Raw genomic sequence first — 13,984 nt, 5'->3', positions numbered from 1 at the left:
GGACGAGCAAATAATTATCTAATTTTCTAATTGCCAAATTATCTAATTATTTAGAAGCCAGTTTATTCAAAGTATAAGTAATCAATTCGTCAACAGCTTTATACGGATCTTCACTAAAAGTTCCCGATGCACGATTGGCAATAATAGCATTCAATGACAAAGCATTATGACCTAAAAGAGCCGAAAGCCCGTAAATAGCCGCAGTTTCCATCTCTAAATTAGTGATTCTTTCCTCATTAAAAGTAAAATTATCCATTTTATTATTTAATTCTTCGTCCTGGATATTCAAACGTAAAACACGCCCTTGTGGACCGTAAAATCCTCCGGCAGTTGCTGTAATTCCTTTAAAAATTTTATCAGATTCAATTACTTTTTCCAGTTTTTCCGAACAGGCAATCGCATATGGTTTTCCTTTACGAATGTCCCAATTGGTATGCGTTACAAAAGCATCTTCAAGAGCAATATTTGATACATCATCAATTAAATAGGAGCGAAGCATGTTGTCTAATCCAAGAGCATATTTTGACATCACAAAACTGTCCACCGGAATATCAGCCTGCAGCGAACCCGAAGTTCCAATTCTGATGATATTCAAGGAAGTTAGGTTTTCTTTTGGTAAACGCGTTTTTAAATCGATGTTAACCAAAGCATCTAATTCGTTTAAAACAATATCAATATTGTCAGGACCAATTCCTGTTGACATTACTGAAATTCTTTTTCCTTTATAGATTCCCGTTTGGGTTTTAAATTCTCTTTTTTGAGTTGAGTATTCAATCGAATCAAAAAACTGAGTAATTTTCTCAACTCTGTTTTGGTCTCCAACAAAAATTATATCGTGTGCAATATGCTCAGGAAGAAGGTTTAAGTGATAAACGCTTCCGTCTGGATTAAGTATTAATTCTGATGATTTTATCATTTTTTTTGAGGTGCTAAGGTTCTGAGGTACAAAGGGACAAAGGTTTTCTAACTTCACGAACAACTTGAAACTTGAAACATGAAACTAAAAAAAACACTTTTACCCGCCAACTCTTTTTGTTTTAAATCCTTTTTCTTTTAAAATTGCCATAATTTTATCGCGATAATCGCCTTGAATGATGATTGAATCATCTTTAAAAGTTCCACCTACGCTAAGCTTTGTTTTAATTTCCTTGGCCAGAATTTTAAAATCTTCATCGCTTCCTTCGTAGCCTTCAATTATGGTTGTGGCTTTTCCTTTTCGTTTTTCAAATTTACAAATCATAGGTTCTTTCTGAACGTAAAGAACATGATCTTCCTGCTGAACTTCTTCAGGTTCATTTGATTGCACATGATCGGGAAATAAATTTTTTAATTGGTCTTGTAAATCCATTTGTTGTGTTTTTTGAACGCTGATGACGCGGATTTTATTTTCTAAAGTTTTGATATACTTTTCTAATAAATTCTGGTTTCTTACCAAAATTTAAAAGAAGTCCAACTTCACAATCAGTTGCTTTTAAATAATTTATTATTTGAAATTCATTTGCTTCAATCAAACATTCTTGTGCTTTTAATTCTAAAATTACACAATCATTTACAATAATATCAGCAACATAATCTCCAACATCAATATTTTTATAATATACTTTTATTTTTTTCTGAGCTTCTACCTTAAATCCGTTTAATCTAAGTTCGTAAAACAATGAATTTTGATAAACTCTTTCAAGGAAACCATATCCCAATTCATTATAAACATCATAGAATATTTTTAAGATAGCCTTTGTTAATTCTTCGTGTAAAAGACTATTCATATTTTCGTTTTAAATCCGCGTTATCCGCGTTCTAATTTAATAGCAAAGAGACATCAGGTTAAACCCAATGCCTCTTTATAAATTAGAATAAATTTACACGTCTATTTTTTAATTAAACCTAAGTCTACTAAACGTTCGTATAAATAATCTCCTGCAGTAATATCCTCAAATTTCTTAGGATGTTCAGCATCAATACAGTTCTCTAAACAGTCTAAACGCATATCGCTTACCGGATGCATAAAAAACGGAATAGAATAACGAGAAGTTCCCCATAATTCTCTTGGCGGATTAACTACTTGATGTATTGTTGATTTTAATTTATTATTGGTGTGTCTTGACAACATATCACCCACATTAATCACTAATTCATCATCTTGTGCAATGGCATCAATCCATTCGCCATCATGATTTTGAACCTGTAATCCTTTTCCCTGCGCTCCCATTAAAAGCGTAATCAGGTTAATATCCCCGTGAGCAGCTGCACGAATTGCATTTTCAGGCTCAGAAGTAATTGGTGGATAATGTATTGGTCTTAAAATAGAGTTTCCTTCTTTTGCATACTGATCAAAATAAAACTCATCTAAACCTAAATGTAAGGCAAGGGCTCTTAATACATAAACGCCTGTTTTTTCAAGCATTTGGTACGCCTCTTTACCAACAGCATTAAAACGTGGTAACTCTTTAACTTCAACATTTTCAGGGTATTCTGCAGCATATTTTGAGTCTTTATCAACATACTGCCCAAAATGCCAAAACTCTTTTAAATCTCCCTCTTTACGTCCTTTAGCATGTTCTTTTCCAAAAGAAACATAACCTCTTTGTCCGCCTATTCCGGGAATTTCATAATTATGCTTAGTTTCTATTGGCAAAGCGAAAAATTTTCTAATCTCGCCATAAAGTTCGTCTACCAACTGATCATCTAAGAAATGACCTTTTAGGGCTACGAAGCCAATGTTTTCAAATGCACTGCCGATTTCATTTACAAATTTTTGTTTACGTTTCGGGTCGTCCGAAAGGAAATCACGTAAGTCTACACTAGGAATGTTTTGCATACTTTACATTTTTTATTTAAAAAGAATAAGGAACGGTAATTCCTTACAATAACAAAGGTAGATAATATTTTAGATTTCAATTTTAAAAATTAATTAAAAATTAAATTTTACCGTAATATTTTTAACGTAAATAAATCATTTATCCAATAGATTAATTATTCCGCTAAAAAGTTTTTATTCTCTGTAATTTTCCTATTTTTAAACATTCGTAAATTATGTTTTCCGATGTTATTTATTTAACAATTATCGTTAAAATTGTTATATTTTTATATATTTGAAGACAATAAAAAATAACCAAAATGATCTTTTACAGACACAATTTAAGTAATACTGAATTATTAGATTTATATAAAAAAATACTAAAACCGCGTTTAATCGAAGAAAAGATGCTGATCCTTATCAGACAAGGAAAAGTGTCTAAATGGTTCTCGGGAATAGGGCAGGAAGCAATTTCTGTAGGTATTACGGCTGCATTGGACGAAACGGAATATGTGTTGCCAATGCACAGAAATTTGGGTGTTTTTACAACAAGAAATATTCCGTTGCACCGGCTTTTTTCACAATGGCAGGGAAAAGCAAATGGTTTTACTAAAGGACGAGACCGCAGTTTTCACTTTGGAACTCAGGAATATAATATTGTGGGAATGATTTCGCATTTGGGTCCGCAATTGGGTATCGCTGACGGAATTGCCCTTGCAGATAAACTTCAGAAAAATAAAAAAGTAACAGCTGTATTTACGGGTGAGGGCGCAACAAGTGAAGGCGATTTTCACGAAGCGCTGAACATTGCCGCTGTCTGGAAATTGCCGGTAATGTTTGTAATCGAAAATAATGGCTACGGACTTTCGACTCCAACAAGCGAGCAGTATGTATGCGAAAACCTTGCCGATAAAGGTGTTGGTTATGGCATGGACAGTTATATTATCGATGGGAATAATATCCTTGAAGTATACCATAAAATCAAGCAGTTAAAAGAACATATGCAGGAAGATCCGCATCCGGTTTTATTAGAGTTTAAAACATTTAGAATGCGTGGCCATGAAGAAGCGAGCGGTACCAAATATGTACCTGAAGAAATGATGAAGGAATGGGCTACAAAAGATCCTGTGGATAATTACCGAATGTTTTTATTGGATGAAGGCGTTCTTACAGAAGAATATGACAACACGTTAAGAGCCGAAATTAAGCAGGAAATAGACGAGCAATTAGCTATTGCAAATGCTGAACCTGAGATTGTTCCTACTTACACCGGAGAATTAAATGATGTTTATGCACCATTTGAATATGAAGAAGTTAAATCAAAATCTGAAACGAGAAATATACGTTTTATAGACGCTATCAGAAGCGGTCTTGAACAATCATTACAACAACATTACCATCTTATTTTAATGGGTCAGGATATTGCAGAATATGGTGGTGCATTTAAAATAACAGAAGGTTTTGTTGATCTTTTTGGAAAAGACAGAATACGCAATACTCCAATTTGCGAAAGTGCTGTAGTTTCTGCCGCAATGGGATTGTCAATTAATGGTTATAAAGCTGTTGTCGAGATGCAGTTTGCTGATTTCGTTTCAACAGGATTTAATCCAATTGTAAACTTATTGGCAAAATCACATTACCGCTGGGGCGAGAAAGCCGATGTTGTAGTTCGTATGCCTTGCGGTGGAGGTACTCAGGCAGGACCTTTTCATTCGCAGACCAACGAAGCCTGGTTTACAAAAACTCCTGGGTTAAAAGTGGTTTATCCGGCATTTCCATATGATGCAAAAGGATTATTAAATACTTCTATTAATGATCCGAATCCGGTATTATTTTTTGAACACAAACAATTATACAGAAGTGTTTATCAGGATGTTCCAATAGATTATTATACAATTCCGTTAGGAAAAGCAGCCCTTTTAAAAGAAGGAAAATCAGTTACTATTATCGCTTTTGGAGCGCCGGTTCACTGGGCGTTGGAAACTTTGGCAAATAATCCTGAGATTGAAGCTGATTTAATCGATTTAAGAACTTTACAGCCTTTGGATACCGAAACTATTTTTGCATCGGTTAAAAAAACAGGAAAAGTAATTATATATCAGGAAGATACTTTGTTTGGCGGAATTGCCAGCGATATTTCAGCCCTAATCATGGAAGAATGTTTTGAATATCTTGACGGTCCGGTAAAAAGAGTAGCAAGTTTAGACTCGCCAATTCCGTTTACAAAAGCGCTTGAAGATCAATTTTTACCTAAAAATCGTTTTGAAGAGATTTTACTTGAGCTTCTAAGATACTAAGGCTCTAAGCTGCTAAGGTTCTGAGGTACTAAGGTTTTGAAACGACTAGTATTTCAGAACCTTAGTGCTTTTTTATTAACCTTCTAAAAAAACTTAGAACCTTAGCAACTTAGCATCTCAGAACCTCTAAATAACAACCACCAATCGTTTCCCATCGGCAACTTCTACATTCCATTTTATTTCAATATCAACCAAACTCACTTCTTCAATATTGATTTTTAGTTTATTTTGAGCGGCCAGAAGAAACATTTCCGGAAGAATTTCTGAAAACAATAATTTAACTTCTTCTTTTGCCCAGCTTCCTAAACCTGAACCTGATAACTGAAGATCGACGCTTCTTAAAATTCCTGATGACAATTGAATTGTTTCACCGGCCATTCCTCCAATAGATACATATCTTATTTTGTTGGTAAACGATCCATTTCCTTTTAAAACCGAAAGAATCAATTCTGCCGGATGTCCCCACAAATAATCCAGAATAATATCTAGAGGCGTATTTAAGTGAATTGCTTTTAGCTGAGCAATAAAATCTTCATCATTTTGTTTAAGCGAAACAACTTCGTCAGCGCCTAATTCTAAAAGATTTTGAAGTGTTTTTTCATTTCTTCCGGTCACAATAATTTTCTTGGCGCCATAATGTTTCGCAATCTGGATTGCCATTTGACCCGTAAATCCGGTTGCACCGTTTATTAAAACCGTTTCTCCCGGTTTAATTTGAGCTCTAAATTTTAAAGCCATCGCCGAGCCAGCAACCGCATTGGGCATTGAAGCCGCAACTGCATTACTAATTCCGTCTGGTAAAGGCACAGATAAATTTTTATCGATAATCGCTTTTTCTGCCATGGTACCGCTAATGCCACGAGCGTAAATTCGGGTTCCATCTTCCAGTAAACCAATTCCGTCACTGCCCACTACAAAACCGTTTTGATTTTCCTTTTCAGATGAATAATGTGCGCCGCTGGCTTTTCCTTTATCAAGATTGGTAATGGCAACTGCTTTAACCGACATTAGAATTTGGTTTTCATTTTGCACGATTGGCTCTGCAATTTCTGCATATTTTGGCATTTCGCCTTTTTTATAAACTACTGCTGCTTTCATAATTATTTAATTTTATGAGGCAAAGTTAGATAGCCGAAAAAGGGCAGATGATAACATTTGTTATCAAATGAAGAAAGAAGCAATTGGCGTTTTTTTAAACCATATAAGTTATATAAGTCATTTAAGCTTTACTTATAATTTCTTATATAACTTATATGGTGAATATTTTATTTTCTAATCAATTTGCTTTTTATCCGGCTTAAATGAACTGTAGTTACACCAAGATAGGAAGCTATATAATGTTGGGGAACACGTTGTATGATTTGAGGTTTTTCTTCGATTAAATTGAGGTAACGCTGAGTAGGGGAGTCTTTTATAAATGAAACAAAATGCCTGATATAATCAAATGTACGCTGAAAAATCATGTCGATAAAACGATCTCTTAACTCGGGAATTTCTTTTACTTCTTCCAGAATTTTATCCATATCGTTTTTAGATATCCACCAAATTACAGAAGGCTCAATGGTTTCGATAACAACTGGACTTGGGAATTGTTTTATGAAACTTTCAATAGAAGCGACACTTTGATTTTCGAAGAAAAACTGCGTCGTCAAATCTTTTCCGTTATTGTTAAACCAAACTCTAATACAACCTTTTTCAATAATAAAAAGCTTCTTTGAAATTTCGCCTTCTTCTAAAAGTGTTGTTTTTGCAGGAACTTCAATGCGATTGAAATGGTTGGTGTATTCGACCCATTTTGCGTCGTCGAGAGGGATTTTATTTCGGAATTGACTGAACATTAATTATTTTTTTGAGGAATTTTAATCGATTAAAAATCCAGTTTTTATTGATAATACATGAAAAATTATCTGATCCAGAAATTCTAAATTTTCATCATTTATAGTTAATAAAAATTTAGTTGAAAAACTCATAATCTTTTGTTTTAAATGAGCTGTTTTTATTCCTTCAAAAAAATAATTGCAATTATTATTTAGAGCAATGAAATAGGTCGATTTAATATCTAAACGCTTGTCATTATCAAAAATCATATATTCGTTATTTATCCTGGATATAAGCTTGGTCATAAATTTGTTTTGATGTAAAATTTCATAAGAAAAAGCATCAACTTTTAATTCTAAAGCTACAACATCATAAGGATTGTATATTTTTATGATTCTACTAAACCAATTAGATTCGATTGTCGAGTAAAACAATAGTTCACCTTCGTTATAAGCGACTAAACTTTGGTTTTTTCCTACGATTTCTATTATCATTTAAAGAAAATCTAATTCGAATTCGATTCCAACTCAAACAATTGCACCTGACTTTTCAATCGGTCAATTAATAGATTCATCATTCTTTTGTTTAAACTCGATGAATTTTGAATATAAGTATCGTATTCTTCAATAGTAAAAAGTGCCATAACAATTCCTTTTAAAGAATTACGGAATTTAATATCTTTTTGAATGGAGTTTTCAATCGTCTGAATTTTCTTTTCAACTGAATACGAATAAAAATCGGCTTTGTTTTTCTTTACATAATTGATGAAAACTGCAATAAATAAATCATTTTGGAGTTTTAAAATAGGCCTAATCGTTTGATTCTGAAACAACTCATCTGCCGAAGATTGAGCACTTACAGTTCCTAAAGTTTCGCCTCTGAATTCTTTTAAAAAAGTGTCTCTCTCTGCCATGTTTTTTCTTTAAATTTAGAAAAAAATAAAACACGAAACTCATTATAATTATTTTTTTGCAATATAAAACGCGTAAGTTTATTTAAGCTTAACTTTAATTTGTTATAGGATTTTAACCGAATAAAAAAACTCAAAATGTTTCAAAAATTTTTAATTGTTTCTTTGCTCTTTGTTTTTCTAATTTCCTGTAATTCTAAAGAGAAAAAAGACAAATACAATCATGCTTTTTATCGGGCCGTAAGTGGCAGTGATACAGCAACTTTAGACATTAGTATAAGCGATAAACGTTTTTACGGACGTTATGAAATATCATATTACAAAACAGGAAAAGATTCCGGCGATGTGAGAGGCGATATAAAAGGAAATACTTTAACCGGCGATTTTCATTATATTTCTAACGGAGGAAGCTGGAAAAGAGTTCCATTGGCTTTGCTTAAAAAAGAAAACAAATTAGTACTTGGAAATGGCGTAATTGGCACTTTCATGAATCTTCCTTGCTTTATTCAGGGAACGCTGAGTTTTAACGAGCCAAAATTTGTTTTTGAAGAAGTGAAAAAAGAGTAATTTTTTTGTTTCACGTTTCAGGTTCAGGTTCTATAAATGACAAACCCGACACGTTTTAAAGACCTGTCGGGTTTACTAATACGTATAGACTTTAGTTTAAAAGTAAAGCAATCTGAAACCTGAACTTTTATTTAATCTAAAGGCCCAATCTGCGATGGTAATTCGAAAATTTCCAGATCAAAATAAATAACCGAAGCCATTACATGATCAAAAATATCGGCCATAATGTATTCGTAATTTGCCCAGCGTTTATCGCTCGAAAAAGCATAAATCTCTAACGGAACTCCATGTGCGCTCGATTGTAACTGACGGCACATAATATGCATGTCTTTATTCAAACCCGGATGCGTTACGAGATACTGAATGATATATTTTCGGAACAAACCTAAATTAGTCATGTTTCTACCGTTTAGTGCAAGGCTTTTATCAACACCGTGCAAAGCATTGTATTTCTCAATTTCGGCTTGTCTGGTTTCTATATAAGACGAAATGAGCTGTACTTTTTTCATCTGATTCAAATCTTCATTATGAAGAAAACGAATGCTGCTGCTTTTTATCAAAACATGCCTTTTAATGCGTCTTCCGTCAGATTTTTGCATGCCTCGCCAGTTCTGAAACGAATCGGAACTCAGTGCATAAGTGGGAATTGTGGTAATGGTATTATCAAAATTTCGAACTTTTACAGTCGTTAAATTAATTTCGATTACATCACCATCGGCACCAAATTTATCCATTGTAATCCAGTCGCCAATGCGAACCATATCGTTTATAGCAACCTGAACACTGGAAACAAATCCTAAAATAGTATCCCTGAAAATCAAGATGATAATTGCCGAAAGTGTCCCTAAAATAGTAAGCAATTCGCCTTTTTTAATTCCGAATAAAGTCGAAATAATCATGGCAACACCAAAAATCCAGAGCACGATCATGATAACCTGCACAAAACTGTCGATAGGTTTATCGCTGTATTCCGGTTTTTGTTTTAGATAATCCCGTAAGGAATTAAAAATCGTTCTGACGATCCATAAAGTCAGCAAAACAATATAAACGCCAACTATTTTTCCAAAAAGTCCTTCCCAATATTCGTATTTATCTAAAATAACAGGAACAGCTTTATAAATAAAGAAAAACGGAATTAAATAAGCAGTATATTTTGTGGTTTTATTATGAACCAAATAATCATCAAATTTGGTTTTGGTACGCTGCGCAAAAACCGCCGTAAGCGTCACCAGAACAAATTTGGCAATATAATAAATGGCATAAGCCAAAGCCACCATAATGGCAATATTAAACACAAGACTGGTGTAGGACGCAAAGTTGCGGCTCATTCCCCAATCCCGAAAAAGCGGATATAAAAAGTTAAATATTTTATCCAAAAGTTTATGCATTATTTTCTAAATATTTTTTCTCGATATAGAAAGTTCCAAACGGAATAAGCGAAGCAATTAGTATAATTCCGAAAGTTTTTAAATCCCAGTTTTGAGGTTTTTTCAGTAAAAAAGCCAACAATATATATCCGATAAATAATACGCCGTGAGTCATTCCTAAAGGACGTAATAATGTATGATAAAGTTCAGGATTATTTGTTTTTATGATAAGCATATTGGCAAATAAAACTAAATAGGAAATCCCTTCTAAAATTGCGGTAACCTTAAAAATCTTGAGCATATATTTGGTTTTTAAATTTAATGCGTCAAAATTAAGTATTATGGTTGATTATTAGAGTATGAATGGTAAAAGTAATTTAACTTTGTATCCTTAAACTTTGATAATGAGCAAGCGCGATTTAAAAAAATATTTAGCCGATTTAAATAAGGAACAACTTGAGGAACAAATTATCGAATTGTACGAGAAATTTAGTCCGGTAAAAGTGTATTATGATTTTGCTTTTAATCCAAAAGAAGACAAATTATTGCAGGAAAGCAAAGTCAAAATTTCGCATGAATATTTCCCGGTAAAAAAGCCAAATGCAAAATGGCGTCCAAAAGCAAAAATGAGGCGATCTGTTGCTCAAAAAATCATCAAACATTTCATTTCTTTAGGTGTTGATTCGTTTATTATTGCCGATTTGATGTTGTATAATATCGAAATAGCACAAACTTTCTCATCTAACAATTTTATTAAGCAGGAATTGTTTTACAAAAGTATGTTTAATTCTTTTGAGCAAGCGTTAAATTTTGTTATTTCGAATGGAATTTTGAATGAATTTAACACAAGAATAATTGCGATCCAACAGCAAACTATTCAACAAAAATGGAAAAATAAAAACGATTTTGAGATAATTTTAGATAAAATTGACTTATAAAAACACTTCTCATAAAAAATCTTATTAAAAAAAATCATTTATTTTAAATTAAAATAGGATGGATAACTGTTTTTTAGATGTATTTTTGCAAAAATCCAAAAATAAACAATGTCTCAAAACACTTTAGAAATAGAAAGAGAAGAGAAAAAAGAACTTTATGCATACCAAAAAGGCGATATCGACGCCATTTTTGAACGTTTAGACAATGCTCCAGCTCAACATCATTTATTGTATCAACTACCTACAGGTGGAGGAAAAACTGTAATTTTTTCTGAAATCGTTCGTCGTTATTTAGCAAATAATGATAAAAAAGTAGTTGTTTTAACGCACCGTATAGAACTTTGTAAGCAAACTTCAAAAATGTTGAAAGGCTTTGGTGTTTCTAATAAAATCATCAATAGTAAAGTAAAAGAGTTACCTGATCAAAACGATTATTCTTGTTTTGTGGCAATGGTCGAAACTTTAAAAAACCGTATCAATGACGAGAAATTACATCTTGACAATATTGGTTTGGTTATTATTGATGAGGCGCATTACAATTCCTTTAGAAAATTATTAAACTCATTCAAAAATGCTTTTATTCTTGGAGTAACAGCAACGCCTTTGAGTTCGAATATAAAATTACCAATGCACCAGAGTTATGATGAACTTATTGTGGGAGACACAATTAGCTCGTTAATTGACAAAGGCTTTTTGGCAAAAGCTACCACTTATAGCTATGATGTTGGATTAACATCATTAAAAGTGGGTATTAATGGAGATTATACCGTAAAATCTTCAGATGATTTATATACCAACACAATCATGCAGGAAAAATTACTGCATGCTTATACAGAGCGTTCATTGGGTAAAAAGACACTGATTTTCAACAATGGTATTCATACGTCATTATATGTATATGAAACTTTTAGAGAAGCAGGTTACGATATCAGACACCTGGATAACACAAGCAGCTCTGAAGAACGTAAAGATATTTTGGCCTGGTTTAAGAAAACTCCGGATGCGATTTTAACTTCGGTTGGAATTTTGACTACTGGTTTTGATGAGCCAACTGTTGAAACTATTATCTTAAACAGAGCAACAAAATCGTTGACATTATACTACCAGATGATTGGTCGTGGATCTCGTAAATTACCTGGTAAAGACGAATTTACGGTTATCGATTTGGGAAATAATGCAGCACGTTTTGGTTTGTGGAGCGAACCGGTAAACTGGCAGCATATCTTTAAATCACCTGAATTTTATTTGGAGAATTTACGTGATGATACAGAAATCGAAATGTATTTTAAATACAGCATGCCGCCAGAATTACGCGCGAAATTCAGTAAAACAGCAGAAGTTACTTTTGATGTTGATGAAGAACACAAATTGGCGATTAAACAAAATTTACGTTCTAAAATCGTATTAGACAAGTCATTAGAACAACATGCCGCAATGTGTGTTGATAATACCGAAACTTTGCAAGAAGCAAAATCTTTAGGGAAAGAATTGGATGATGATATTGAATGCCGTATTAAACGTTATGCAAAATGCCTGAGCCAGTGCAGTAAAAACTACCGCGAATGGCTGGTTGAAGATTATAAAAAGAACATGACTTTATTAATCGGTAAAAAATACCGTGAAAAAATCATGAACGAACCGGATTGATAAGAAGGTTAAAAAAATGTTTCAGGTTTCAAGTTTCAGGTTGTTAGCTTTAAACATAATTTTACCGCAAAGTTCGCAAAGTTTTTCGCAAAGTGCGCAAAGTGTAACTTGCGTTCCTGGCATAAACCTTTGCGAACTTTGCGGTTAAGTAAACTTGAAGCAAAAAAATAAAAATCATTTTAATCTGAGTAATCTGTGGCAGAAAATCTAAAATCAGAACTCTAAAATCTAAAATAAAAAATGTCTAAACAATTCTCATCATTAGGAGTTTCAGCACCAATTTTAAAAGCTCTAAACGAGTTGAACATTGTTGAACCAACAGAAATTCAACAAAAAACAATTCCGCTGCTTTTAAATGAAATTCACGATGTTGTAGGTTTAGCCAAAACCGGAACAGGAAAAACAGCCGCTTTCGGATTGCCTTTATTGCAATTAATTAATACAGAATTACCAGTTGTTCAGGCTGTTATTTTGGTACCAACCAGAGAATTGGGACAACAGATTTTTAGAAATTTAGAAGATTTCGGAAAACATATTCCGAATATTTCTATCGCTGCAACTTGTGGCGGAATCCCCATAAAACCACAAATTGAACGTCTTTCGCAACCTACACATATTGTTGTAGCAACACCAGGACGTTTAATCGATTTGATTCAGCGTAAAGCGGTTGATTTAAAACAAACAGAATATTTAGTTTTGGATGAAGCCGACGAAATGGTTTCAATCTTAAAAGAAAGTTTAGACGAAATTGTAGCTGAACTTCCTAAAAAACACCGCACTTTATTATTCTCAGCAACTTTGCCGGGAACAATCAAACAATTGATTCAGAATTACTTAAATAAAAACGTAGTTCAGGTTAGCGCCAATATGGAAACTGTTGGTAACCAAGGAATTGATCATGAATATATTGTGGTTGACCCAATTGAAAAGTTAGATGTCTTAATGCATTTTTTAAACTCGAAGGATGGCGAACGCGGAATCATTTTCTGTAAAACCAAAGCTGCAGTTAATAAATTAGCTAAAAATCTGGCTATAAATCGTTTTTCATCCGGAGCACTTCACGGTAGTTTATCACAAGGAATTCGTGATAGAATTATGGAACAATTTCGTGAAGGACATATTAATATTTTGGTCGCTACAGATTTGGCTGCGAGAGGAATAGATGTAAAAGAAATCTCTTACGTGGTAAATTACCACTTGCCTGACACTTATGAAAACTACGTTCACAGAAGTGGAAGAACCGCAAGGGCAGGAGCAAAGGGGCTTTCGTTAACCGTTTTACAAGAGGAAGAAACAGTTGAAATTCCGGAATTTGAAAAAGAATTAGGAATTAAATTTACCAAATTCCAAAAACCTTCAGCAGTAAGTTTAGAAGAAAATAATATGCTTTTATGGGCAAAACAAATCTTCAAAACCAAGCCAAATCACGATCTTTCAGCAGATTTAAAAACGAATGTAAAAACAGTTTTTCACCATCTTACTAAGGATGAATTAATTGAAAAACTAATGGCAAATTACGTTTTACAGAACAAAGTTGAAGTCGCAGAAAAACCTGTTAAAAAATTCAAAAAGTAATATTTCGATAACTTGATTTAGCCAATTTATGTTGTATTTTTATGAGCAAATGACAATTTGAACTCTAA

15 protein-coding genes are annotated in these 13,984 nt (G+C 33.2%); 5 read left to right on the top strand and 10 right to left on the bottom strand.

Annotated features, from left to right (window positions below):
• Positions 1–46: 46 nt before the first annotated feature.
• The 4 genes from SD960_RS01555 to SD960_RS01540 form a co-directional block, all read right to left on the bottom strand.
• Complete coding sequence (locus tag SD960_RS01555; protein ID WP_318800479.1) at positions 47–916, bottom strand: nucleoside phosphorylase; 870 nt, start codon at positions 914–916, stop codon at positions 47–49.
• A 99-nt stretch (positions 917–1,015) separates the two neighbouring features.
• Positions 1,016–1,348, bottom strand: coding sequence for a translation initiation factor (locus SD960_RS01550; protein ID WP_042566981.1), 333 nt, complete (start codon positions 1,346–1,348; stop codon positions 1,016–1,018).
• A gap of 34 nt (positions 1,349–1,382) precedes the next feature.
• A complete protein-coding gene (locus SD960_RS01545; RefSeq protein ID WP_318800478.1) occupies positions 1,383–1,766 on the bottom strand; it encodes a GxxExxY protein in 384 nt (127 codons plus the stop codon).
• Positions 1,767–1,867: 101 nt separating this feature from the next.
• A complete protein-coding gene (locus tag SD960_RS01540; protein ID WP_318800477.1) occupies positions 1,868–2,818 on the bottom strand; it encodes an isopenicillin N synthase family dioxygenase in 951 nt (316 codons plus the stop codon).
• 299 nt (positions 2,819–3,117) lie between these two features.
• Here SD960_RS01540 and SD960_RS01535 point away from each other — a divergent pair, with 299 nt between their 5' ends.
• Positions 3,118–5,094 (top strand): dehydrogenase E1 component subunit alpha/beta, encoded by a 1,977-nt coding sequence (locus SD960_RS01535; RefSeq protein WP_318800476.1) that lies wholly within the window; start codon positions 3,118–3,120, stop codon positions 5,092–5,094.
• A 126-nt stretch (positions 5,095–5,220) separates the two neighbouring features.
• Here the strand turns inward: SD960_RS01535 and SD960_RS01530 are convergent, their stop codons facing one another.
• From SD960_RS01530 to SD960_RS01515, 4 genes are all read right to left on the bottom strand, one after another.
• On the bottom strand, positions 5,221–6,192 hold the full coding sequence (locus tag SD960_RS01530) for a zinc-binding alcohol dehydrogenase family protein (RefSeq protein WP_318800475.1): 972 nt from the start codon (positions 6,190–6,192) through the stop codon (positions 5,221–5,223).
• A 167-nt stretch (positions 6,193–6,359) separates the two neighbouring features.
• The gene (locus SD960_RS01525; protein WP_318800474.1) at positions 6,360–6,932 is read right to left on the bottom strand and encodes a Crp/Fnr family transcriptional regulator; all 573 of its coding nucleotides are present in this window, start codon (positions 6,930–6,932) and stop codon (positions 6,360–6,362) included.
• Positions 6,933–6,953: 21 nt separating this feature from the next.
• The gene (locus tag SD960_RS01520) at positions 6,954–7,406 is read right to left on the bottom strand and encodes a hypothetical protein (protein WP_318800473.1); all 453 of its coding nucleotides are present in this window, start codon (positions 7,404–7,406) and stop codon (positions 6,954–6,956) included.
• Positions 7,407–7,417: 11 nt separating this feature from the next.
• Positions 7,418–7,825: a glyoxalase gene (locus tag SD960_RS01515; protein WP_318800472.1), complete on the bottom strand. Its 408-nt coding sequence runs from the start codon at positions 7,823–7,825 to the stop codon at positions 7,418–7,420.
• Between the two features lie 135 nt (positions 7,826–7,960).
• Here SD960_RS01515 and SD960_RS01510 point away from each other — a divergent pair, with 135 nt between their 5' ends.
• Positions 7,961–8,389, top strand: a complete 429-nt coding sequence (locus SD960_RS01510) for a hypothetical protein (protein WP_318800471.1) — start codon at positions 7,961–7,963, stop codon at positions 8,387–8,389.
• A gap of 131 nt (positions 8,390–8,520) precedes the next feature.
• Here SD960_RS01510 and SD960_RS01505 read toward each other — a convergent pair whose 3' ends face one another.
• Together SD960_RS01505 and SD960_RS01500 are read right to left on the bottom strand one after the other, a co-directional pair.
• Positions 8,521–9,777, bottom strand: coding sequence for a mechanosensitive ion channel family protein (locus SD960_RS01505; protein WP_318800470.1), 1,257 nt, complete (start codon positions 9,775–9,777; stop codon positions 8,521–8,523).
• Complete coding sequence (locus SD960_RS01500; RefSeq protein WP_318800469.1) at positions 9,770–10,057, bottom strand: DUF3817 domain-containing protein; 288 nt, start codon at positions 10,055–10,057, stop codon at positions 9,770–9,772. The genes SD960_RS01505 and SD960_RS01500 overlap by 8 nt, the downstream gene beginning before the upstream one ends.
• A 103-nt stretch (positions 10,058–10,160) precedes the next feature.
• Between SD960_RS01500 and SD960_RS01495 the strand changes: the two genes are divergently transcribed.
• The 3 genes from SD960_RS01495 to SD960_RS01485 all read left to right on the top strand — a co-directional run bounded on the left by SD960_RS01495 (position 10,161) and on the right by SD960_RS01485 (position 13,916).
• Complete coding sequence (locus tag SD960_RS01495) at positions 10,161–10,694, top strand: DUF6155 family protein (protein ID WP_318800468.1); 534 nt, start codon at positions 10,161–10,163, stop codon at positions 10,692–10,694.
• 108 nt (positions 10,695–10,802) lie between these two features.
• Entirely contained in the window at positions 10,803–12,341 is a 1,539-nt protein-coding gene (locus tag SD960_RS01490) for a DEAD/DEAH box helicase (protein WP_318800467.1), read from the top strand.
• A gap of 240 nt (positions 12,342–12,581) precedes the next feature.
• Positions 12,582–13,916 carry a DEAD/DEAH box helicase gene (locus SD960_RS01485; protein ID WP_318800466.1) on the top strand — a complete coding sequence of 445 codons (1,335 nt, stop codon included), beginning with the start codon at positions 12,582–12,584 and terminating at the stop codon, positions 13,914–13,916.
• Positions 13,917–13,984: the final 68 nt, after the last annotated feature.

The sequence above is a fragment of the Flavobacterium sp. MMLR14_040 genome, assembly GCF_033657265.1.
Lineage (GTDB): Bacteria > Bacteroidota > Bacteroidia > Flavobacteriales > Flavobacteriaceae > Flavobacterium.
Note: the sequence above shows the minus strand (reverse complement) of the source record. Positions and strands in the feature narration are given on the sequence as shown.